General features: G+C 57.8%; 24 protein-coding genes. 14 read left to right on the top strand and 10 right to left on the bottom strand.

From position 1 onward, the window contains the following. Positions 1–13: 13 nt before the first annotated feature. From rodA to J7413_RS14035, 3 genes are all read left to right on the top strand, one after another. The gene (gene rodA / locus J7413_RS14045; RefSeq protein ID WP_209099246.1) at positions 14–1,153 is read left to right on the top strand and encodes a rod shape-determining protein RodA; all 1,140 of its coding nucleotides are present in this window, start codon (positions 14–16) and stop codon (positions 1,151–1,153) included. A gap of 72 nt (positions 1,154–1,225) precedes the next feature. Continuing rightward, on the top strand, positions 1,226–1,636 hold the full coding sequence (locus J7413_RS14040; RefSeq protein WP_209099244.1) for a VOC family protein: 411 nt from the start codon (positions 1,226–1,228) through the stop codon (positions 1,634–1,636). Next, positions 1,633–2,562, top strand: coding sequence for a glyoxylate/hydroxypyruvate reductase A (locus J7413_RS14035; protein ID WP_209099242.1), 930 nt, complete (start codon positions 1,633–1,635; stop codon positions 2,560–2,562). The genes J7413_RS14040 and J7413_RS14035 overlap by 4 nt, the downstream gene beginning before the upstream one ends. 82 nt (positions 2,563–2,644) lie before the next feature. Here J7413_RS14035 and J7413_RS14030 read toward each other — a convergent pair whose 3' ends face one another. Then, positions 2,645–3,436, bottom strand: a complete 792-nt coding sequence (locus J7413_RS14030; protein WP_209099240.1) for an SseB family protein — start codon at positions 3,434–3,436, stop codon at positions 2,645–2,647. Continuing rightward, on the bottom strand, positions 3,433–4,014 hold the full coding sequence (locus J7413_RS14025) for a uracil-DNA glycosylase family protein (RefSeq protein ID WP_209099238.1): 582 nt from the start codon (positions 4,012–4,014) through the stop codon (positions 3,433–3,435). The genes J7413_RS14030 and J7413_RS14025 overlap by 4 nt, the downstream gene beginning before the upstream one ends. Before the next feature lie 86 nt (positions 4,015–4,100). On the opposite strand from J7413_RS14025, the gene J7413_RS14020 reads away from it, so the two are divergent. From J7413_RS14020 to J7413_RS13995, 6 genes are all read left to right on the top strand, one after another. Continuing rightward, positions 4,101–4,445, top strand: a complete 345-nt coding sequence (locus J7413_RS14020; protein WP_209099235.1) for a metalloregulator ArsR/SmtB family transcription factor — start codon at positions 4,101–4,103, stop codon at positions 4,443–4,445. Then, entirely contained in the window at positions 4,438–5,472 is a 1,035-nt protein-coding gene (locus tag J7413_RS14015) for a permease (protein WP_209099233.1), read from the top strand. Before J7413_RS14020 ends, J7413_RS14015 begins: the two co-directional genes overlap by 8 nt. Positions 5,473–5,743: 271 nt before the next feature. Beyond that, the gene (locus J7413_RS14010; protein ID WP_209099231.1) at positions 5,744–6,403 is read left to right on the top strand and encodes an ATP-binding cassette domain-containing protein; all 660 of its coding nucleotides are present in this window, start codon (positions 5,744–5,746) and stop codon (positions 6,401–6,403) included. Then, positions 6,381–8,015, top strand: a complete 1,635-nt coding sequence (locus J7413_RS14005; RefSeq protein WP_209099229.1) for a capsule biosynthesis protein — start codon at positions 6,381–6,383, stop codon at positions 8,013–8,015. Before J7413_RS14010 ends, J7413_RS14005 begins: the two co-directional genes overlap by 23 nt. Beyond that, positions 8,015–8,848, top strand: coding sequence for a 3-deoxy-8-phosphooctulonate synthase (gene kdsA, locus J7413_RS14000; RefSeq protein WP_209099227.1), 834 nt, complete (start codon positions 8,015–8,017; stop codon positions 8,846–8,848). Before J7413_RS14005 ends, kdsA begins: the two co-directional genes overlap by 1 nt. 58 nt (positions 8,849–8,906) lie before the next feature. Next, entirely contained in the window at positions 8,907–10,403 is a 1,497-nt protein-coding gene (locus tag J7413_RS13995) for a phosphomannomutase/phosphoglucomutase (protein ID WP_209099225.1), read from the top strand. A 119-nt stretch (positions 10,404–10,522) separates the two neighbouring features. Here the strand turns inward: J7413_RS13995 and J7413_RS13990 are convergent, their stop codons facing one another. Then, positions 10,523–10,735, bottom strand: a complete 213-nt coding sequence (locus J7413_RS13990) for a helix-turn-helix transcriptional regulator (protein ID WP_058241470.1) — start codon at positions 10,733–10,735, stop codon at positions 10,523–10,525. Between the two features lie 8 nt (positions 10,736–10,743). Then, positions 10,744–11,253, bottom strand: coding sequence for a hypothetical protein (locus J7413_RS13985; protein WP_209099223.1), 510 nt, complete (start codon positions 11,251–11,253; stop codon positions 10,744–10,746). 152 nt (positions 11,254–11,405) lie between these two features. On the opposite strand from J7413_RS13985, the gene J7413_RS13980 reads away from it, so the two are divergent. Further along, positions 11,406–11,789, top strand: coding sequence for a glycine zipper 2TM domain-containing protein (locus J7413_RS13980; protein ID WP_247743532.1), 384 nt, complete (start codon positions 11,406–11,408; stop codon positions 11,787–11,789). Between the two features lie 81 nt (positions 11,790–11,870). Here the strand turns inward: J7413_RS13980 and J7413_RS13975 are convergent, their stop codons facing one another. The 5 genes from J7413_RS13975 to J7413_RS13955 form a co-directional block, all read right to left on the bottom strand. After that, on the bottom strand, positions 11,871–13,883 hold the full coding sequence (locus J7413_RS13975; protein WP_209099221.1) for a M3 family metallopeptidase: 2,013 nt from the start codon (positions 13,881–13,883) through the stop codon (positions 11,871–11,873). A 171-nt stretch (positions 13,884–14,054) separates the two neighbouring features. After that, positions 14,055–15,104, bottom strand: coding sequence for a HesA/MoeB/ThiF family protein (locus J7413_RS13970; protein ID WP_209099219.1), 1,050 nt, complete (start codon positions 15,102–15,104; stop codon positions 14,055–14,057). Further along, positions 15,104–15,565, bottom strand: a complete 462-nt coding sequence (gene dut, locus J7413_RS13965) for a dUTP diphosphatase (RefSeq protein WP_209099217.1) — start codon at positions 15,563–15,565, stop codon at positions 15,104–15,106. The genes J7413_RS13970 and dut overlap by 1 nt, the downstream gene beginning before the upstream one ends. 48 nt (positions 15,566–15,613) lie before the next feature. Continuing rightward, positions 15,614–16,810, bottom strand: a complete 1,197-nt coding sequence (gene coaBC, locus J7413_RS13960; protein WP_209099215.1) for a bifunctional phosphopantothenoylcysteine decarboxylase/phosphopantothenate--cysteine ligase CoaBC — start codon at positions 16,808–16,810, stop codon at positions 15,614–15,616. A gap of 80 nt (positions 16,811–16,890) precedes the next feature. Further along, complete coding sequence (locus J7413_RS13955) at positions 16,891–17,688, bottom strand: ChaN family lipoprotein (protein ID WP_209099213.1); 798 nt, start codon at positions 17,686–17,688, stop codon at positions 16,891–16,893. A gap of 131 nt (positions 17,689–17,819) precedes the next feature. On the opposite strand from J7413_RS13955, the gene cobU reads away from it, so the two are divergent. The 4 genes from cobU to J7413_RS13935 all read left to right on the top strand — a co-directional run bounded on the left by cobU (position 17,820) and on the right by J7413_RS13935 (position 21,452). Then, positions 17,820–18,341 (top strand): bifunctional adenosylcobinamide kinase/adenosylcobinamide-phosphate guanylyltransferase, encoded by a 522-nt coding sequence (gene cobU / locus J7413_RS13950; RefSeq protein ID WP_209099211.1) that lies wholly within the window; start codon positions 17,820–17,822, stop codon positions 18,339–18,341. After that, complete coding sequence (locus tag J7413_RS13945) at positions 18,338–18,916, top strand: histidine phosphatase family protein (RefSeq protein ID WP_209099209.1); 579 nt, start codon at positions 18,338–18,340, stop codon at positions 18,914–18,916. Before cobU ends, J7413_RS13945 begins: the two co-directional genes overlap by 4 nt. 58 nt (positions 18,917–18,974) lie before the next feature. Continuing rightward, the gene (locus tag J7413_RS13940) at positions 18,975–19,841 is read left to right on the top strand and encodes a glutathione S-transferase (protein ID WP_209099207.1); all 867 of its coding nucleotides are present in this window, start codon (positions 18,975–18,977) and stop codon (positions 19,839–19,841) included. Between the two features lie 93 nt (positions 19,842–19,934). Beyond that, a complete protein-coding gene (locus J7413_RS13935) occupies positions 19,935–21,452 on the top strand; it encodes a YifB family Mg chelatase-like AAA ATPase (protein ID WP_209099205.1) in 1,518 nt (505 codons plus the stop codon). Here J7413_RS13935 and gshB read toward each other — a convergent pair. Beyond that, on the bottom strand, positions 21,449–22,384 hold the full coding sequence (gshB, locus tag J7413_RS13930; RefSeq protein WP_209099203.1) for a glutathione synthase: 936 nt from the start codon (positions 22,382–22,384) through the stop codon (positions 21,449–21,451). The genes J7413_RS13935 and gshB overlap by 4 nt on opposite strands. Positions 22,385–22,450: the final 66 nt, after the last annotated feature.

Genomic DNA, 22,450 nt, shown 5'->3' with positions numbered 1-22,450 from the left:
GAAGCGCGCACAGATGAGTTATCTCGAATATAACGTCAAACACGTTCCCACCGGCCTGCGCAAAGTGCTCTACCTCAATTGGGCACTGCTTCTCTTGGTGACCGCCGTCGCGGGCGCCGGCTTTCTGATGCTCTATTCCGTGGCCGGAGGCTCCTTCACGCCATGGGCAGAGCCGCAGATGAAGCGCTATGTGATGGGCGTGATCGTCATGTTCATTGTGGCCATGGTGCCAATCTGGTTCTGGCGCTCCGTGTCGGGCTTTGCCTACCTGGTCAGCCTCGCTCTGCTTGTGGGTGTGGAGGTCATGGGCAGCGTCGGCATGGGTGCGCAGCGCTGGATCGACCTCGGCTTCATGCGCCTGCAACCTTCTGAGCTGATGAAGATCACCCTCGTGATGTGCCTTGCAGCCTATTACGACTGGCTCCCCACGGAAAAAACCTCGCGCATTCTCTGGGTCATCCTGCCTGTGTTGCTGATCCTTCTGCCCACAGCGCTGGTCTTGCGCCAGCCTGATCTGGGCACCTCGCTCCTGCTGGTCATCGGCGGGGCGATGGTGATGTTCCTTGCCGGGGTGCATTGGGGCTATTTTGTCACCGTCATTGGCATGGGGGTGGGCGTCGTGGTCGCGGTGTTCCAGTCCCGTGGCACCAGTTGGCAACTCCTGAAGAACTACCAATATCGCCGCATCGACACCTTTCTTGACCCCTCTCAGGATCCTCTTGGGGCTGGCTACCACATCACCCAATCAAAAATCGCGCTTGGCTCAGGAGGCTGGACCGGCCGCGGCTTCATGCAGGGCACCCAAAGTCGCCTGAACTTCCTGCCGGAAAAACACACCGACTTCATCTTCACCACCCTGGCCGAAGAGTTCGGCTATGTGGGCGCAATCTCACTCTTGTCGCTCTATGCGCTGATCATTGTTTTCTGCGTCGCCTCCGCTATCTCCAACCGGGATCGCTATGCCGCGCTGCTCACATTGGGCATCGCCGGGGCCTTCTTCCTGTTCTTTGCGGTGAATATGTCCATGGTCATGGGCCTTGCACCGGTTGTGGGCGTGCCCCTGCCGCTGGTCAGTTATGGCGGCTCTGCCATGCTGGTTCTGATGGTTGGCTTCGGCCTTATTCAAAGCGCCCACGTACATCGACCCCGCTAAGTCGCCCTTGCACTCGCGCACCAACTGTGGCCCTCTCTGCGCAAAAATGGAAATGCAGGGAGAGCCACAGATATGAGCATCTTTCATCTGGCCTATAACGTCCGCGATCTGGCAGAAGCGCGCGCCTTTTACGGCGACCTTCTGGGGTGTGCCGAAGGCCGCAGCACTGACACATGGGTCGACTACAACTTCTTTGGCCACCAGCTGTCTCTGCACCTTGGCGAACCTTTTGCCACCGCAACCACCGGCCATGTGGGAGACCATCTCGTGCCCATGCCCCACCTCGGGGTGATCTTGCCCAAAGCAGACTGGGATGCGCTGGCTGAAAAACTCAGCGCCGCTGGCGTCGAATTTGTGCTCAAACCTTTCACCCGTTTTGCCGGTGAACCCGGCGAACAAAGCACCATGTTCTTTACGGATCCTTCTGGAAACCCAATTGAGATCAAAGGCTTTGCTGACATGTCCGGAGTGTTTGCCACATGACCAACGTGCTATTTGCCGCCACACCAGACCGCTGGCAGACCTATGCGCCACACCTGAACAGCGCCTTCAACGCGCAAGGCCTCACCGCCGATCTGCGAGTCGATTTTGCCCCCGAAGAGGTGGACTACATCGTCTACGCCCCCAACAGCGCGGTGCAGGATTTCACCCCCTACACCCGTCTCAAAGCGGTGTTGAACCTCTGGGCAGGCGTGGAGGGTATCGTCGGCAACCCCACACTGCACGTGCCGCTGGCTCGCATGGTGGATCCGGGCATGACGCAGGGCATGAAAGAATGGGTGGTCGGTCATGTCATGCGCCACCACCTCGATATGGACCGCAATATTCTCGGGCAAGACGGCACCTGGGCCCCTCACGTGCCGCCACTCGCGCAAAATCGACGTGTCACTGTGCTCGGTCTTGGTGAACTTGGCAGCGCCTGCGCCACCTCGCTCAGCCAGATCGGCTTTGACGTGACCGGCTGGAGCCGCCGGCCCAAAGAGGTGGCCGGTGTCACTTGCCTCTCTGGGTACGATGGTTTGTCGCAGGCGCTTTCACGGGCAGATATTCTGGTGCTGCTATTGCCCAAAACGCCTGCCACCGAAAATCTGCTGAACACCGCGCGTTTGGCGCAAATGCCCGAGGGCGCAATGATCGTGAACCCCGGGCGCGGTCCGCTGATCGACGATGACGCCCTGCTGGCAGCGCTCAACAGCGGCCACATCGCCCATGCCACGCTGGATGTCTTCCGTGTGGAGCCCCTGCCCACCGATCATCCCTATTGGGCGCATCCCAATGTGACGGTCACACCGCATATCGCCTCAGAAACCCGCCCAGAAACCGCGAGTCTGGTGATTGCCGAAAACATCCGACGCGGTGTGGCAGGCGAACCGTTTCTGCATCTGGTCGACCGCAGCGCGGGATATTGAAGGCGCACAAGGGGCCAGCCCCTCTGTGGCAGCACGCTGCCACAGCCCCCCCGGAATATTGGGGGCAAAAGGAAAAAGAGCGCTAGCGCAGGCGCGGCGGCGCGTCCGGATCGCTGCCCGGGGCAACAGGTTTGTACTCCTGCGCCTTGGGCGGCTCCGGCAGATCAAAGCGCAGTCCGGATTTCGCCAGCTGGGCTGCCACCGGATCTTTTGCGGCAAAGAACCCCACATCAAGGCTCCCCGCCTCGATCCCGGAAAACGTCAACGCCTCGTTCACCGCTTTGGCAAGCGCGCCTTCGGAGCCAGGCAATGTGTCCACAAATCCCAGCATGTGAGAGCGGCTGCCATTCTCATAGCTGGTGGCCACAAGATAGGCCATCTTGGCCAGCCCCGCCGCAGTGGAAAGCTTCATATCCAGCGCAGTGATCAGATGTTCCGGCAGGCCTTTGGGCGGGGCAAAGCTCTCGACTTTGGCCTCAACCTCATCAGGCGCATGAGTCAGCGTTTCAGAGAGCCAGCCAAGCGCCTCACCGGGGATTAGGATGGAAGACGGGGCCACCTCCGGGTTCACCGCAAGCCCAATACCTGACTCTGCAAGCATGGAAGCAATGATCCGGCCAGACAGCGCGGCATAAGGCGCGACGCGGCCCACGAACTGCGCCAGACGCTCTTCTGTGTCAAACACCAGCACAAAGCTTGCATCAGAGGTTTCAAAAATCTCTGGCGCAATCTTGTCGCCCTCGGCCTCTTTTTCCAGCAGCAGAAACAGCTCCGCATCTGCCAGCCGCTCATAAAACCGCAACCGCGCCGCATCCTCCTGCGGGGCCGCTTCCATAGCCGCATGGGCCTGATCCAGTGGGGTCATGTCGCTCACGCCAGAGCCTCCTTGATACGGGCCTGCAGGCTGGGCAACAGCTCCTCAGCAAACCACGGATGTTTCTTCAGCCATGCCGTATTGCGCCAGGACGGATGAGGCAAGGGGTAGACATGCGGCGCAAAGCGACGCCACTGCGCCACAGTGTCTGTCACGCCGGTCTTAGTGCCCAAATGCCATTTCTGCGCATAGCCGCCAATCACCAAAGTCAGCGACACATCTGCAAGCGTTTCCATCACGTCACTGCGCCATGTTTTTGCGCAAATCGGCGGAGGTGGCAGATCGCTGCCCTTGGCGTTGTAGCCGGGAAAACAAAACGCCATAGGCACTATGGCGATACGTGATCGGTCATAAAAAACAGCATTTTGCACGCCCATCCATTCCCGAAGCCGATCCCCTGACCGATCGGTGAAAGGTCGGCCGCTTTCATGCACGCGCGCACCCGGCGCCTGTCCAACCACCAAAATGCGCGCATCAGGGCGAAACCAGGCCACAGGGCGCGGGATATGCGCCGTGGCAGTATGCGCAAAGCGGTCCGTGCAGAGGCGGCAGGCTTGAATCTCTTCGATCAACGACATGCCAGAACAGATACCCGCCGACAGTTATTTCGACAATATTCGAAATAACCCTTGCACGAAGACTTTATTTCGATATTTTTAGAAATATGAAACACAATAGTTCCTCCGATATCTCTCTTGAAGTGGCCGCCTCCACCTTCGCCGCCCTAGGATCAGAGCAACGCCTCGCCGTGCTGCGCTGTCTTGTGCGGGCCGGTGCAGACGGGCTTTCCATTGGTGAACTTGGGAAACGCACCGGCGTCACCGGTTCCACCCTCACGCATCACATGAAAATCCTCGCCCAAGCCGGGCTTGTGACACAGCAAAAACAGGGCCGCTCGATCATTTGTGCCGCTGTCGCCTATGACGCGGTGCGCGATCTGTCAGCCTTTCTGCTCAAAGAATGCTGCGCTGATGAGCTGCAGACCTGCAAGGACCATGACCATGACTGATCTCACGCAAGCCCCATCCCCCCTGCGCAAAACCCTGGCCCGCATCGACTCGGCATGGGCGGCCAGCATTGTGATCCTACTCGCCGTGGCGGTGCTCGATTGGCCGCAATTCATACCCACGGTGAATTTCACAACCGGGGCGCTGATGCACACGGCCCCCTTCATCCTCTTTGCGGTCTTTGCAATTGGCTATCTCAAGGCAACCGGCGCAGAGACTCTGCTCGCCAAAGCCTTTGAGGGCCGCGAAACCCGGATGATCTTTCTGGCGGCGCTTCTGGGGGGCCTGTCGCCCTTCTGCTCTTGTGAAGTGATCCCTTTTATCGCCGCTTTGCTCGCTGTTGGGGCGCCGCTTTCTGCCGTCATGGCGTTTTGGCTGGCCTCTCCGCTGATGGACCCAGCGATGTTTGCCATCACCTCCGGCACGCTCGGCTTTGAATTTGCCATCGCCAAAACACTGTCTGCCATTGGCCTCGGCCTGCTCGGTGGGTTTGGAACAATGCTTTTGAAATCTACCCCCGTGTTCACGGATCCACTGCGTGAGAAACCGCAAGTTGGCGGGTGCTGCGGTGCAAAGAAACCCTTCTCAGGCAAACCTGAATGGAAGTTCTGGCAAGACAGCGACCGCCGCGTGATCTTCCGTGAAACAACCCTTCAAAACGGCATCTTCCTGCTCAAATGGTTGCTGCTCGCCTATGTGATCGAAGCCCTGATGATCCACTATGTGCCCGCAGAATGGATTGCTCAGGTTCTGGGGGGGGATGGTTTCCGCCCGATCGTGCTCGGCGCATTGGTTGGCGCACCGGCCTACCTCAATGGCTACGCCGCCGTGCCCCTGGTCGCGGGTCTGCTGGAGCAGGGCATGTCCAACGGCGCCGCCATGTCTTTTGTCATCGCGGGGGGGGTCAGCTGTATCCCGGCAGCCATCGCTGTCTGGGCCCTTGTAAAGCCGCGCGTGTTTGCCGCCTATTTCGGCTACGCCATGCTGGGCGCTCTGATCGCAGGCTCTGTCTGGCAGGCAGTCGCCTGATAAAGACCCAACCGAGCATTCCAAGGCGCTGCAGATTGCAGCGCCTTTTTTCGTCTGGAGGGCGTTCTTTCGGCCCCTCAACAGCAGCCCACCACAAATTGTGAGAAATACGCTTCAATTTTCTGTCGTTATCGCCGCAATCTTGCCGCAGATAGTTGCTAATACGACCTACAATCCTTCATATTGGGACAAATCGCCGACAGAGCGTTAACAATCGCAGGCTATACTCCATCGAGTCCACGCCTTCATGAGCAGTATTCAGGAGCAGTGCATGCTCGAGTTCGACAACGTGAGTAAGTCCTTCTGGACCGGCACACAGCGCAAGGTCATCCTTGAGCAGGTGTCTTTTCGCGTGGACTTGGGAAACTCTCTGGGCATTCTTGCGCCCAATGGCACCGGCAAAACCACGTTGATCAATATGATGGCTGGCCTTGAAAAACCGGATGAAGGCGTGATCCGGCGCGACTGCCGTATTTCGTTCCCATTGGGGTTCATGGGGGGCGTTGTGAACAAACACACCGCCGTGGAAAACAGCCGCTATATCGCCCGGCTCTATGGCCTTGACCCGGATTATGTTGAAGCCTTCTGTCGCTGGCTCTGCAATCTTGGCGAATACTTCGATCAGCCTCTGGGCACCTATTCCTCCGGCATGCGCTCGCGCTTCACCTTTGCGCTGATGCTTGCTCTGGATTTTGATATGTATCTGATTGACGAGGGCATGCCCTCCTCGACAGATGTCGAGTTTAACAAAAAAGCCGGTGATGTGCTGCGCGAACGCCTGCGCACCACCACAATCGTGATCGTGTCACACCAGCCGCAGGTTCTTGAGAAATTTGCGCGCTCGGCCGCCGTTCTGCTGAACGGCAAGCTCCACATGTTCGACACCTTGGAAGAAGCGAAGCAGCTCTATGACTACCAAACCCAGGGCTAAGAAATTCCGCATCCGGCGCTCAGAGCCAATCGCCGACGGCGCGCAGGGCATAAGCGGCACCCCTGCTGCTGAGGCAGCGGAGGCACGCGCGCAGATGAAAATGGTGCTGCCGCAAAAAGGGGCTGCCCCCCAAACGCCTCAGGCGCAAGATCCCGCACAGCCGACGCCACAAGGCGCCGACGCAGAGATTGACGCAATCAAGCGCGAGGGTCTCACAGGCCGTCAACTGCGGCTCGCGCGCCGTGTGGCACAAAAAAACGAACTCCCGGCCACTTCAGATTATGATGCCGTGCGGGTTTTGCGTAAGGCGGGCATTGATCCGTTTCAACGCACCAACATGTTGGATATGATCCCCTCCAACAAAGCGGAAAAGTCTGCTGCTGTTGGGCGCATCCAATTGCCCCAAACCGCACCTGTTGGCAAAGCGGGCCTCCCCTCAACAGAAACCGTCTCGCCGTCCGAAATGCGCGCGATGGAAATCGGAGAAATCCAAAAAGACATCGCACGCCGCCGCCGCAGACGTCTGTTGCTGTTGCTTGCACGTCTGTCAGCCTTTGTTTTCCTGCCCACGATCTTTGCAGGCTGGTATTTTTACGCTGTTGCAACACCAATGTACTCCACCAAATCAGAGTTCCTGATCCTACAAGCCGACGCGACAGGTGGCGGGTCTGGTATTGGCGGGCTTTTGTCTGGCACACAGTTTGCCACCAATCAGGACAGCATCGCAACGCAAAGCTATCTCGCCTCCAAGGATGCGATGCTCCGTCTGGATAGGGATGAGGGATTCAAATCCACCTTCAGCCAGCCTGAGGTTGACCCCGTGCAGCGCCTCGATGTGGATGCCTCAAACGAAAAGGCCTACAAGCTTTATAAGAAGTACGTCAAAATCGGCTACGATCCGACCGAAGGCGTGATCCGCATGGAAATCGCAACCCCCGATCCTCAAACCTCCGCCCGCTTTGCGGAGGCTCTGATCGGATATGCCGAACAACGCGTCGATGATCTGTCTCAGCGCAAGCGCGAAGACCAGCTGAAAGATGCCCGTTTCAGCCTGGAACAGGCCAAGGCCGAGCGGCGCGAAGCACAGGCTGCGATGGTGGCCTTGCAAGAAACCACCATTCTTGACCCAGAGGGCGTGATCGCCTCCCTGCGCCAACAGATTTCCAATGTGCAAATCCAGCTGCAGGAAAAAGAACTGCAACTGGCCGCGCTGGAAGACAATGCGCGCCCAAATCAGGCCCGTGTCGATGGCGTGCGCGGTGACATCCGCCGCCTCAACAGCCTTTTGGCCCGACTGCAAAGCGAAATGACAGAGGCCACACAAGGGGAGACATCTCTGGCACAGCAAACCGCCCAGATCCAAATGGCACAGGCCGATCTCGCCACGGCGGATCTGTTGATGCAATCCGCCCTGCAAACCCTCAAACAGACCGAGCTGGAGGCAAACCGGCAAGTGCGCTACCTCACCACATCTGTGGTGCCTGTTGCGTCGCAAGATCCTTCTTATCCGCGCAAGTTTGAAAACACGATCTTGGCCTTCCTCATCTTTTCAGGCATCTATCTGATGATTTCGCTCACAGCGTCCATCCTCAGAGAACAGGTATCTTCGTGATGAAACATGTAAACGTTGGCAATCTGACCATCGGCAACGACCTCCCGCTGACCGTGATTGCCGGCCCGTGCCAGCTGGAAAGCAAAGACCACGCAGAGATGATCGCAGGCACCATGAAAGAAGCCTGCGAAGCGGCCGGAGCGCAATATGTGTTTAAGGCCAGCTATGACAAAGCCAACCGCACTTCGCTCTCGGGCATTCGCGGCATGGGCATTGACGCCGGCCTTGCCGTGCTCGATGGCATTCGCAAAGATTTTGGCGTGCCGGTGCTGACCGATGTTCACACCGAAGAGCAATGCGCCATCGCAGCTAAAGCCGTGGACATCCTGCAAATCCCAGCATTCCTTTGCCGTCAGACAGATATGCTGCTCGCAGCTGGCAACACCGGCGCCGCGGTGAATGTGAAAAAGGGCCAGTTCCTTGCCCCTTGGGAAATGGGCAATATCGTCACCAAAATCGAAAGCACCGGCAATACAAACATCCTACTGACAGAGCGCGGCACGTCGTTTGGCTACAACACGCTTGTGGCGGACATGCGCTCTCTGCCGCAGATGGCAAAAACCGGCTATCCTGTCGTGATGGATGCCACCCACTCTGTGCAGCAACCCGGCGGGCAAGGCGGCAGCTCTGGTGGCCAGCGTGAGTTTGCACCAGTCATGGCGCGCGCTGCCGTGAGTATCGGAACTGCCGCTGTTTTCATCGAAACGCACGAAAACCCAGACAATGCCCCCTCTGATGGCCCAAACATGATCCCGCTTGATCAAATGGGTGCGCTTGTCACCTCTCTGATGCAATTTGATGCTTTGGCAAAGGCCAATCCAATTGCCATCTGACCCGCTTTTATCCCGCTTCCAACGATCCCGAAGCATATTTTAGTAGAGAGTATTTGACATGAAGAAACCGATTGCCGACGTGCGTCCCAATACATGGGAATTTCTGCGCGATCCGATGATCAAGCCAACCGGCTTTCGTGAATATGACGCCCGCTGGCAGTTTCCGGAAGAGATTAACCTGCCTGGCATGACTGCGCTTGGCTTTGGTCTCGGAACTCAAATGCGCCGCCGTGGGATTGAGCCGGTGATCGCCGTTGGCAATGACTACCGCGACTATTCTGTGGCCATCAAAATGGCGCTGATCGTGGGCCTGATGAAGGCGGGCATTCACGTCAAAGACATCGGCCCTGCCCTGTCACCAATGGCGTATTTCTCTCAATTTCACCTCAATGCGCCCGCTGTGGCGATGGTCACCGCCTCTCACAACCCCAACGGCTGGACTGGCGTGAAAATGGGCTTTGAGAAACCCCTCACGCACGGCCCGGATGAAATGGCGGAACTGCGTGACATTGTGCTCAATGGCGATTTTGACGCCCATGATGGCGGCAAACATGAGGTCGTGGACGGCGTGCGCGAAGCCTATATCGACGATCTGGTGGGTGATTTCAAAATGTCGCGCCCGCTCAAAGTGGTCTGCGCCACAGGCAACGGCACCGCAGCCGCCTTTGCGCCCGAAATCTTCAAACGCATCGGCGTTGAGGTGGTCGAGAGCCATTGTGAGCTTGACTACACCTTCCCAAACTACAACCCCAACCCCGAAGCCATGCTGATGCTGCACGACATGTCTGACAGCGTGAAAGCCTCCGGCGCCGATCTCGCGCTTGGCTTTGATGGCGATGGCGACCGCTGCGGCGTGGTGGATGACGAGGGCGAAGAGATATTTGCCGACAAGGTCGGCGTGATCATGGCCAAGGATCTGGGCAAGATCTATCCCGACGCGACTTTTGTGGCGGATGTGAAATCCACCGGCCTGTATGCCGCTGATCCAGACCTGCTCGCGACCGGCGCCAAAACCGACTACTGGAAAACCGGCCACAGCCACATGAAACGCCGGGTGCATGAACTCGGCGCATTGGCCGGCTTTGAAAAATCCGGCCACTACTTCCTCGCAGAGCCGATTGGGCGTGGCTATGACTGCGGCATGCGCGTCGCCGTGGAAGTCTGCAAAATGCTTGACCGCAACCCAGACATGAAAATGTCTGACCTGCGCAAGGCCCTGCCGAAAACATGGTCCACCCCGACCATGTCGCCCTATGCCTCTGACACTGAGAAATATGACATTCTCGAACGTCTGGTGGCCAAACTGGTGGCCAAACACGAGGCTGGCGAAACCATCGCGGGCCGCGCCATCAAGGAGGTCGTCACCGTCAACGGTGCCCGCGTCATTCTCGACAATGGCAGCTGGGGCCTTGTGCGCGCCTCGTCCAACACACCCAACCTCGTTGTGGTGATCGAAAGTGCCGAAAGCGAAGCAGAAATGCGCGCCATCTTTGCCGACATCGACGCTGTGATCCGCACCGAACCCGGTGTTGGCGAGTACGATCAAACCATCTGACGCGCCCTTGCGCATCAGAAACACACAAAGCCCGGGCCGCACCGCCCGGGCTTTTTTCATTATAAAAATATCCCGAAGTCGCCAGATCGCAGAGGCGGCAGGGGAAGTGCCCCTGAAACCTACTCCTCTTCCGGGACATACTCCAAAATGTCACCTGGCTGACATCCAAGATGCGCGCAGATCGCCTCTAATGTGTTGAAACGAATACCCTTCACTTTGCCTGACTTGAGCAAACTCAGATTGGTTTCCGTCAAACCAATGGCCTGCGCCAACTCGCGCGAGGTCATTTTGCGTTTCACCAGTTCAAGGTCGAGGTTGATGCGAATGGGCATGCGGCCTCCTACAGGAACTGGCTGTTCTCGTCAGCAATTTCTTGCGCCTGTTTGAGCGATCGACTGATCGCCAGAAACACCGCTGCCAGAACCAGGAACACCACATCAACATCAATGTCGATCAGCTCAAATTCTGGGCGCATCTCCGGGGCAAGATGTGCGGTCAGCACAATCGGCTGCATGGCCACATTCAACGCATTCAGCAGCCAAAACCCGAGAAAAGCCCATGCACAGCGGCGCAAGTGGTCTCCCATTCGCGAAAAATCCTGCGGGTCACGCAGCAATAAAATCCGGTCAAGCGCCCAGAAGCCAAGTGCAAGACTGATCAGGGCGGGCCACATCATGATCATCCCCACCACCAACGCCCAAGTGCCAGGCACTGGCGTGTCCAGCGGCATGTCAAACGTGTCCGCCAGCATTTCCCCCTGCCCCTGAAACGCGCTGACCCACAAAACAGACCAGCCGAATGTGAAATAGACAATGGTGATCAACATGGCGAGCCGGGCCACTAATTTCATGATTTTGCTCCAAAAGTTGTTGCCTCTCACTAAAGCAATTAAAGCTTACATGCAAACTTTATCGTAAAACATAAAACTTTCCTCTTGAATTGAAAAACGACTCCTCTTAGGTAGCCGCCATCAAGACAAACCGATTTTCAAAGGAATGACACATGACCAACCGCAAACTGTCCCACAATGCATTGCTTGCCTGCCTTTGCGCCTCCATGGTCCTTGGGGCCTGCACAGCGCCAGTGGACCGCCCCCTCACGGTGGACGGCACGCGCAATGCCAATTTTGATGATGATTATGCCCACTGCCACACCAAAGCAGCGACATTTACTGAAGGCACCGGCACTGAATACGCCGCCACAGGCGCTGTTGTCGGCGGCTTGATTGGCGCAGCAGACGCAGATGACGCTCTGGAAGGTGCCGTTGTGGGCGCGGCTGTTGGCGGGCTGGTCGGCTCAGCCGAAGCCGCATCAGAGCGGGATCACACCCGGCGCGATGTGTTGATCCGTTGCATGCAGAACCGGGGTCACGACATCATCGGTTGACCTCAAAACCCGGCTTACCTCGCCACAAAAAACCCCGCGCAGTCACAAGAGTGCGCGGGGTTTTTCAACACTTCAGATCCCTCAGGCGGCCAGACCGCGCCCCTTCAAGAGCGCCTCCACATCTGGCAATCGACCCCGGAAACGCTTGTAGAGCTCATCGGCCTCCACCGATCCTCCTGCAGACAGGATATGTGTCTCAAGCGCCTTCGCCGTATCAGCATCAAAGGCACCCCCAGCTTCCTCAAAAGCTTCAAACGCATCCGCATCCATCACTTCTGACCACATGTAACTGTAGTAGCCAGAGCTATAGCCGTCCCCGGCAAAGACATGGGCAAAATGCGGCGTCGCATGGCGCATGGTGATCGCCGCTGGCATGCCAAGCTCCGCCAGAACCTCCGCCTGCTTTGCCATCGGGTCACTGGGCGCTGCGCCTTCATGGAACGCCAGATCCACCAGCGCCGACGCCACATATTCCACCGTGGCGAAACCCTGATCGAAATTCGCCGCCCCCAGCACCTTGTTCAGCATTTCCTCAGGCATCGGCGCGCCGGTCTCTGCATGTGTGGCATATTCTGCCAGAACCTCCGGCACCTCCAGCCAATGCTCATAAAGCTGGCTCGGCAACTCCACAAAGTCGCGCGCGACAGAGGTGCCCGAAATGCTCTCATAGGTCACATTCGACAGCATCTGATGCAACGCATGACCAAACTCATGGAACAGCGTGCGCGCATCATCATAAGACAGCAGCGCAGGATCGCCTTTGGCAAAGTTACAGACATTGATCACCACAGGCGCCTGCACCTCCGGGAACTTCGCCTGCCCGCGCATCGCCGAACACCAAGCACCGGAGCGTTTGCCGCCCCGCGCAAAATAGTCGCCAATAAACACCGCCACATGCGCACCATTTCGCGTCACGTCCCAGGCGCGGCAATCCTCATGGTACAGCGGCACATCAAGCGGCTCGAACGAAAGCCCAAACAGGCGCGTCGCACAGGCAAAACTCGCCTCGATCATCCGGTCCAATTGCAGGTAAGGCTTCAACGCCGCCTCATCCAGATCATGCTCCGCCTTGCGCCGCTTCTCCGCATAATAGCGCCAGTCCCATGGGGCCAGATCACCATTCACACCATCCGCGTGCATCATTTCCGTCAGCACAGCTGCATCTGCTTCGGCGCGTGCCTTGGCCGGTTCCCAGACCGCCATCAACAGATCCCGCACCGCATCGGGCGTTTTTGCCATCTCCGTCTCAAGCTTATAATCTGCAAAACTGCCGTATCCCAACAGGGCCGCCCGCTCCTGACGCAGCAAAAGGATCTCCGCAGCGATCTCCCGGTTGTCCGTTTCCCCGCCATTCGCACCACGTGCGGCCCAAGCCGCGAAGGCTTTCTCGCGCAGATCTCGGCGCGGCGAAAACTGCAAAAATGGCACGATCAGGGACCGCGACAGGGTCACAACCGGGCCACCGGCGTCTTTCTCCTCTCCCGCAGCTCGCGCTGCATCCACCACAAATCCGGGCAGCCCTTCCAGATCATCCTCTGCCAGAGTCATGTACCAGTCACGTTCATCCGCCAGCAGGTTCTGGGTGAAGTCCGTGCCCAACACTGCCAGTCGGGACTTGATCTCTTTCATGCGTGTATCATCCGCGCCTTCCAGCGCGGCTCCACCGCGCACAAAGCCCCGATGGGTTAGCATCAAAACCCGCTGCTGTTCCTCTGTCAGGTCAAGCGTCTCGCGCGCATCCCATACCGCTTTGATCCGACCAAACAGTGCCTTGTTCGCAGAAATCTCCGCACCATGCGCCGCCAGTTTCGGGGAAAACTCTCGCTGCAAAGCCTCGCGTGCTGGTGTGCTGTCCGCCCCCGCCACAGAGAAGAACACCGAAAGCACTTTGTCGAGCCCGCTCCCTGCCGCTTCCATTGCCTCAATTGTATTGGCAAACGTCGGCGCCGCCGCATTGTCAGCGATGGCCGCAATCTCTGCTTTATGCGTCTCCAGCGCTTCGGCAAACGCAGGCGCGAAATCCTCATCGCTGATCTTGTCAAATGGCGCGAGCGCAAATGGGGTGTCCCAGTGGGACAGAAGCGGATTGGTCATTCGGGAATCTCCTTTGGCGGCGATCTTAGCAGCCCATGCCAGGGCCGCAATCGCCTGCGACAGCCACGCAACAGGCACCGTACACAAAGGTTAACGCATCCCGTGCACCGAAATTTGCACCGTCGCATTACCGCCGTGATACAGACGCAATACCGACGTTGAATTTTATGGTTAACGCCGCCCGCAGGTGGGGCAACCCGCGCGACGCTTCAGACTTATTTTTCGTGTTTCGCCCCAAAGCGCGTCATAGATCATCATCTCACCGCGCAGGGCTGCACCCGCTCCAGTGATGACCTTGATAGCCTCCGCAGCCATCATCGTTCCCACAACCCCTGGCAGCGGGCCAATCACCCCAGCCTCCGCGCAGCTTGGTGCCAGCTCAGGCGCGGGAGCCTCTGGAAAGATGCACTGATAACAGGGCGTATTGCTGGCTGTATCAAAGACACTGAGCTGCCCTTCCCATTGGGACAAAGCTCCTGAAATCAGCGGCTTACCTTGCTCTACGCAGACTTCATTGACCAAGTATCGCGTGTCAAAATTATCCGTACCATCCAGCACCAGATCATACTCGCCGATGATCTCCTCCGCATCATCGACGGTCAGCCTGCGAGGGTACGGCACCACTTGTACAAAAGGGTTTTGCGCCACCATCGCCTCCGCTGCTGACAGCACTTTCGGCGTGCCAATGGCCTCATCCTTGTGGATCACCTGTCGTTGCAGATTGGAGTTGTCGACCACATCGTCATCCACCACGCCGATGCGCCCAACACCAGCGGCCGCCAGATACAGCAGAACGGGCGATCCCAGCCCCCCGGCACCGATGACCAAAACCTTGGCATCTTTGAGTTTTTTCTGCCCGAGCCCACCAACTTCGCGCAACACAACATGGCGGGCGTATCGGTTGAGTTCGGTGTCTGAAAACAGGCTTTGTGCGGCTGTATTCTGCGTTTCCTCTGCGGCTTTTGCGTCGGCTTTCTGGCGCAATTTCTGCAGCGCTGTTGAATAGGCCAGCACCAAAGCCACGGCACCGCCGATCATCAGCCACATCGCAAGACTACCACCCGTTGAAACCACAAGAGGATGCCCTTGCGGAAAGGTCGCCTGAATGCCGATAACAGCAAGATATAAAACAAAAATCATGCTCAAGCGCGCAGATTTAGGAGCCCCCATCAAAAGGCCGATCCCCCACAAAACCGCCGCTATCACAAGAACAAGCAGCATCAGCCGACCCCGGTGGAGCCAAAGCCTCCGGTCCCACGATCTGTGTCGCTAAGCTCCTGAATAAGCTGAAAATCTGCCATCACAACGGGCGCGACCACCATTTGGCAAATGCGCATGCCATGACTGATCTCAATCGGCTCTTGCCCGGCGTTCATCACAATGACCCCAAGTGGGCCACGATAGTCACTGTCAATGGTGCCGGGTGAGTTCGGAAGCGTCAGCCCCTGCTTAAGCGCCAATCCAGAACGCGGACGAAGTTGAACCTCATAACCCAATGGTATTTCAAGAGAAAGACCAGTTGGAACCAACGCGCGCGCGCCAGGCTCCAGTGTGAGCCCCCCTCTGTTCTCCTCTGCAAAATTCGCCCGCACATCTGCGCCAGCCGCCCCCGCAGTTTCATAGGATGGCAATCCAAGCGCCTGATCCGCCCCGTCCAACCACTTCAGCTTAATCGCCACCATATCTTCTCATTCCTCAAATATCCCCGCCAGAGGCCCCGCGTCAGCGGGTCATGCCCCCAGGGCGTCTGCCAAACGCGCCGCCAGTTTCTCGGCCACTTCAGTCTTGCCCATGCGCGGCCAAGCCTCTGATCCTTCATTGGAAATCAGGGTCACTGCATTTTCGCTACCGCCCATAATTCCAGTTGCCGGGCTCACGTCATTGGCCACGATCCAGTCACACCCCTTGCGAATACGTTTCGCAGTTGCGTTTTCGATCACATCATCGGTTTCCGCCGCAAATCCAACGACCAGTGGCGGGCGCCCCGTGGGCATCTGGCTTACAGTTGCAAGAATGTCCGGGTTTTCCGCAAACTCCAGAACAGGCAAACCACCCTTGGTCTTTTTTATCTTTCTGTCAGAAGCACTTGCGACACGCCAGTCTGCCACAGCCGCACAGAAAATCGCCGCATCCACTGCAAGGTTCTCCTGCACCGCGGTCAGCATCTCCTGAGCGGTTTCCACCTCAATCAGCTCTACCCCTTCGGGCCGCGCTGCATCCGCCGGGCCGGTCACAAAAACAACGTCAGCGCCCAGTTTCACAAGCGCATCAGCAATCGCACTGCCCTGCGCCCCAGACGAGCGGTTGGCAATGTAGCGCACCGGATCAATAGGCTCATGGGTCGGCCCAGATGTCACCAAAATACGTCTGCCAACCAACGGTCCAGCCGATGTAGCACGTTGAACAGCCTCAACAATCTCCATCGGCTCCGCCATCCGGCCGGGGCCAAATTCACCGCAAGCCATGTCGCCCTCATTGGGCCCTACAAAAGAGATCCCGTCCCCTTTGAGCTGCGCCAGATTGCGCTGCGTTGCCGGGTGGTCCCACATGCGCACATTCATCGCTGGAGCCACCAAAACAGGCGTGTCTGTCGCCAACAGTAATGTCGAAGCCAGGTCATTGGCCATCCCGTGCGCCATCTTTGCCATCAAATCCGCCGTGGCAGGGGCGACGACAATCAAATCAGCGGATCGCGACAGCTGAATATGGCCCATATCGGCCTCATCCGTCAGGTCAAACAAATCGCGATACACCTGCGATCCCGCCAGTGAGGAAACCGAAAGCGGGGTCACAAATTCTTCGGCAGATCGTGTCAACACAGGCGTGACCTGCGCGCCGCGTTCGCGCAACCTGCGGATCAAGTCCAGCGATTTATAGGCCGCAATGCCGCCAGAAATGATCAGAAGAATACGTTTGTTCGTCAGCATTTAGCGGACCTTTCTACGCCGATTTGGCAAAGGTTAGGCTGCAGAGCCTACAGAAACAAGTCATCCCACAACCGGGTCACTCACTGAAAAGCCGCACAAGGGTCTTCGCGCTCAACAGGCGCCGTAACCACCCATGTGTCATAGGGCGGCTCAGTCTCAGGCTCGGCTTCGAGTTGACCAAATGTCACCACTGAAATGCTTGGATCCATCAGAGTTGGAGCGCCCCAATCGTTGCGCACATGGCCATTGCCGGTGATCACCACAACCGGTCCGCCGGTCTCGCGCAGTGCCTTTGTGGCAGACTGCGCCAGACGCGCATCCCGCAACCGCTGCGCCATCACCATGATCGGCAACATCTCTTCTGGCAGCGCGTTGCAATGCGCCTCCATCTGCAGCGCCTCACGCTCCGTTTGCTGTGCTTCTGGCAAAGGCTCTGTCAGCTTATATTGCGACGCTTCCCCAGCCATGGCCGCGTCCATGTTTCCGCTCGACAGCACCTCGCGCGCCAGACCACGGGGCACCTGCGCACCATAGATCCGCGCGCCGCCTGAGACGGCAAATATCGGATAATACATGGAAAACTCGGGCCAACCGCTGTCATCCCAAGCCAATGCCTGCCCTAGGGCGGCTTCGTCATCCAGCAACTCCGGGGTTACAAGCGCCGCCTGATCTGGCGTCAACATCTCAAAGACTATGGCCTTTGGCGCAAGCGCCAGCGTTGCCCCTGCCTGCGCACTGTGGTGCACCGGATTGTCATGAACCTCACCCAAGAACACTACATCCACACCCTGCAGAAGGGTATGGTCAAGCTGTTCTGCCTTTGCTGCACCGCCTGCCAAGGCAAACGCCAAAGCAGCTGCTGTCACCATCTGTTTCATGGCTTTACCAATACGCCCCTGTTCGGTGGATGCAAGTCCGCTTCAGATCCCTGGCGTCATCTGCTGATTTCACGCTTGCCCTCCCATGCGGTTTACCGCAGGGTGCGCCAACTCTCGAAAAGGACGCCGAAATGCTTCCAAAACTGAGCCTTGTACTGGGCGGTGCAGCGTCAGGAAAATCTGTTTTTGCAGAAAAATTGGTGATGTCCACCGGCCAACCTCGGATATATCTGGCAACCGCGCAGGCATTTGATGCAGAGATGGAGGCGAAGGTTGAACGACACCTGGTTCAGCGCGGACCAGACTGGCAAACCATTGAATCTCCACTGGAAACAGCGCAGGCGCTCTTGAATTTGCCCGCAAATGCGGTGGTTCTGCTAGACTGCGCCACCATGTGGCTATCAAATCACCTTTTGGCTGAAAACGATCTGGCCGTTGAGCAAGACAATCTTCTTACCGCCCTGCGCAACTGCCACGCGAGTGTGGTGGTTGTCTCAAACGAAGTCGGTCTGGATGTGGTGCCAGAAAACAAACTTGCCCGCCAATTTCGCAACGCGCAGGGTGCGCTTAATCAGGCACTTGCGCACCAAGCCGATCTGGCCGTTTTGGTGGTTGCCGGGCTGCCTATGGTTCTGAAAGGACAGCTGCCATGACTGAGCTGCATCTGGTGCGACATGGGCCGACCCATGCAAAGACGATGGTCGGCTGGTCTGACCTGCCTGCCGACCTGTCTGATACAGACGCGCTGGCACGCCTCTCCGATCACCTGCCCGACGATGGCATTGTAATCAGCTCAGATCTTGTACGCTGCGTCACCACGGCAGACGCAATTCAACGCAAACGCCTGCGCTTGCCACACGACCCACAGCTGCGTGAGATTCACTTCGGCGATTGGGAGCTTAAGAATTTCAAAGAGATAGAAGCAGAGGACCCCGTCCTGTCGCGGGCCTATTGGGAGAATCCGGGCGATGTGCGCCCCCCAAACGGCGAAAGTTGGAACGAGGTCTGCACCCGCGTGAACCCCGCCATTGATCGCTTGATCGAAACCCACAAAGGAGGCAAACTGATCGCGGTCGTGCACTTTGGCGTCATCCTTACGCAGGTACAGCGCGGCGAGATGCTCACAGCAGAAGAGGCGTTTAGCCATCGTATCGACAATCTCTCTGTAACCTCCTTTAGAGTCACAGACGCTGGGTGGAAGACACTCCAAATAAATCACATTTCTTGATATATTCGATCAAAACGTTTTTCTTTCGTGATGGATTCAGCTTTGCTAGCTTCATCGCATGACATACGATCTTTATATTGGCGATTACGCCTATTCATCCTGGTCGCTGCGTGGCTGGCTCTTATTTGAAAAATTCGGCATTGCTCGCACCACAACGTTGGTGGACTTCTCTGATCAGTCTGTGGCTGCACAACTCCGCGAAATCGCGCCGGCACGGACTGTTCCGGCCGTCAAGCTCCCTGACGGCGCGGTCCTGTCTGACAGTCTTGCGATTGCAGAAGAGCTTGCCAGCCGCCACCCAGAGGCAGGCATTTGGCCCAAAGACCCAGCCGCCCGCGCCACCGCGCGCAATCTGGCCGCAGAAATGCACTCAGGCTTCTTTGCCTTGCGCAATGACTGCCCGATGAACCTGCGCCTGTCTTATCAAGATGCTTTGCCTTCAGACGCCGTTTTGGCGGATCTTGCGCGGCTGGAAACCATTTGGGCACACGCACGCGCCGCTTACGGCGCGAACGGCCCTTGGCTCTGTGGCGACTACAGCGCGGCGGATGCGTTTTTTGCACCAGTTGCTGCACGCATTGCTGGCTACAATCTGCCCGTGGGCGAGATGGCACAGTCCTATGTTGCGGCCCATCTCGCAGACCCCGCATTTCGCCGCTGGCGTGCCATGGGCATGGTCAACGGTCAGACGCTGCCTTGGTATGCCAAAGACTATGCAACACGCGCTTGGCCCGGCCCAACCCCACGCAAGGCGATCCCAGTTGCGGCCACAAGTTCCGAGAACGCCACATGCCCCTATTCAGGCAAACCAGTGACCCATTTTATGGAAATGGACGGGCGTATATTCGGCTTTTGCAACGCGCTCTGCAGAGACAAAACTGCCGCAGACCCAGAGGTTTGGCCCGCTTTCACAGCCATCCTCTGATGGCAGTGACCATGTTAAGTTAACGTTTCGCTAACCATCCTCCGCTACCAATTCTTTAAGGTTTGTTAATCGGTTTTGGTGGTGGAGTTTGGCATGGTTGCGCGTGCATACACGGTTGCATTTGAAGGGGTTGAGGCCCATCAAGTTGAGGTGCAATGCGCACTCACGCCTGGCTTGCCAGCCTTTTCCATCGTCGGATTGCCAGACAAGGCTGTCTCTGAGGCGCGCGATCGCGTCCGTTCGGCGCTCGCATCAATGGCGATTGCACTGCCTTCCAAACGCATCACCATCAATCTCTCCCCGGCAGATCTCCCCAAAGAAGGAAGCCATTTTGATCTGCCAATCGCGGTCGCATTGCTCGCAGCCATCGGCATCATTCCCGAAGACGCCTCAGAAAGCACCGTCAGCTTGGGAGAGCTTTCCCTTGATGGCTCTCTTGTCGGCGTCACTGGAGCGCTGCCTGCCGCCATGAGCGCCGCAGAGGAAGACCGCACCCTGCTCTGCCCGGCAGTGTCCAGCCCCGAGGCAGCATGGGTTGCCGCCACTCAGGTGATCGGCGCTGCCACTCTGGCGGATGTGGTGCGCCATTACAGTGGCCAATCCCCCCTCAAACCTTCTGAACCCGGCGAGGTACACAACCCCAAAAACGCCCGAGATCTGCGCGACGTTAAAGGCCAGGAACGCGCCAAACGCGCGTTAGAGATCGCAGCTGCTGGGCGCCATCACCTGTTCATGGTGGGGGCACCGGGATCCGGCAAATCCATGCTCGCGGCGCGCCTGCCCACCATCCTGCCGCCTCTCAGCCCCGCAGAAGCCCTGGAAACATCGATGATTCATTCCATCGCAGGTCTGTTGGACCAAGGCGGCATCTCGCGCAGCCGCCCGTTTCGCGAACCGCATCACACCGCCTCTATGGCCGCAATTGTGGGAGGCGGCAGACGGGCCAGCCCCGGCGAAATCTCCCTCGCTCACAATGGGGTGCTGTTTATGGACGAAATGCCGGAGTTCAGCCGCCCCGTACTCGAAACCCTGCGTCAACCCATAGAGACCGGTCAGGTCATGATCGCACGCGCGAATGCCCATGTGACCTATCCTTGCAAGTTCATGCTGATCGCGGCAGCCAACCCCTGCCGATGCGGGCATATGTTTGATCCCGCCCAAGCCTGCGCCCGTGTCCCAGACTGTGGGCAGGACTACCTCGATCGCCTGTCAGGGCCGCTGCTGGACAGGCTGGATTTGCGTATTGAAGTGCCACCGGTCAGCTTTCAAGATCTCGATTTGCCCAATGACGGGGACACCTCAGAAACCGTCGCCGCACGCGTATCAGCTGCGCAGGCCCGTCAAACCGCACGCTTTGGACATGATGACCCAACAATTCGCGTGAATGCCGATGTCCACGGGCAACAGTTAGAGGAGATCGCAACGCCAGATGCCGAAGGGCGCAGCCTGCTCAGCCATGTGGCAGAGCGTTTCGGTCTCTCAGCACGCGGCTACCATCGTGTGTTGCGCGTGGCCCGCACAATTGCCGATTTGGATCAAAGCGACACCGTGCGCCGCCCGCATTTGGCGGAAGCCATCAGCTTCCGCCTGAGCAGTGCCCAAGACATCTAGGCCACTTTGGCTTCAATCGCTTCCCAGATTTTCTCGGCGATGTTCACACCATCAAAGCGTTCAAGCTCTTGAATGCCGGTGGGAGAGGTCACATTGATTTCCGTCAGATAGTCACCAATCACGTCGATACCGACAAAAATCTGACCTTTCTCACGCAACAATGGGCCAATCGCTGCACAGATTTCCAGATCGCGTTCTGTCAGCCCAATTTTCTCGGGCCGCCCGCCCACATGCATGTTGGAGCGGGTTTCCCCCGCCGCGGGCACGCGATTGATCGCCCCCACAGGCTCGCCATTCACGAGAATAACGCGCTTGTCGCCATTGCTCACATCCGGCAGGAACTTCTGCACAATCAGCGGCTCGCGGCTGAAGCCTGTAAACAACTCATGCAGGGAGGTCAGGTTTCGGTCATTGACGTCCAGTCGGAATACCCCGGCGCCCCCATTGCCATAAAGCGGCTTCAGGATCACATCACCATGTTTGGCCTTGAACTCTTTGATGGTGTCCAGATCGCGCGCAATCGTCGTTGGCGGCGTCAGCTCTGGAAAATCAAGGACCAGCAGTTTTTCGGGATAGTTGCGCACCCAAAACGGGTCATTCACCACCAGCGCCTTGCCCACCAGCCGATCCAGCAGATGTGTGCTGGTGATGTAGTGCATGTCAAACGGCGGGTCCTGACGCAGCCAGACCACATCAAAGTCGGCAAGGTTCACCCGTTCCATCGGGCCAAGATCCACGTGATTGCCCTGCTCGCGCCGCACCACCATTGAATGCCCCCGCGCGGTGATTTCACCTTCTTCATAAGCCAGATGATCAGGGGAGTAGTAAAACAGCTCATGACCCCGCGCCTGCGCCTCTTCGGCGATGCGGAAAGAGCTGTCCGCGTTGATGTCAACGGCGGTGATCGGATCCATCTGGAAGGCAATTTTCATGTCAAAGACCTCTTGAGTTGCTCAAACTACATGGCCCATGCCTGCCCCGCTTGCAATGGGGGCGGA

Origin of the sequence: Shimia sp. R10_1 (assembly GCF_017744095.1) — a bacterium.
Taxonomy (GTDB): Bacteria; Pseudomonadota; Alphaproteobacteria; order Rhodobacterales; family Rhodobacteraceae; genus Shimia.
Note: the sequence above shows the minus strand (reverse complement) of the source record. Positions and strands in the feature narration are given on the sequence as shown.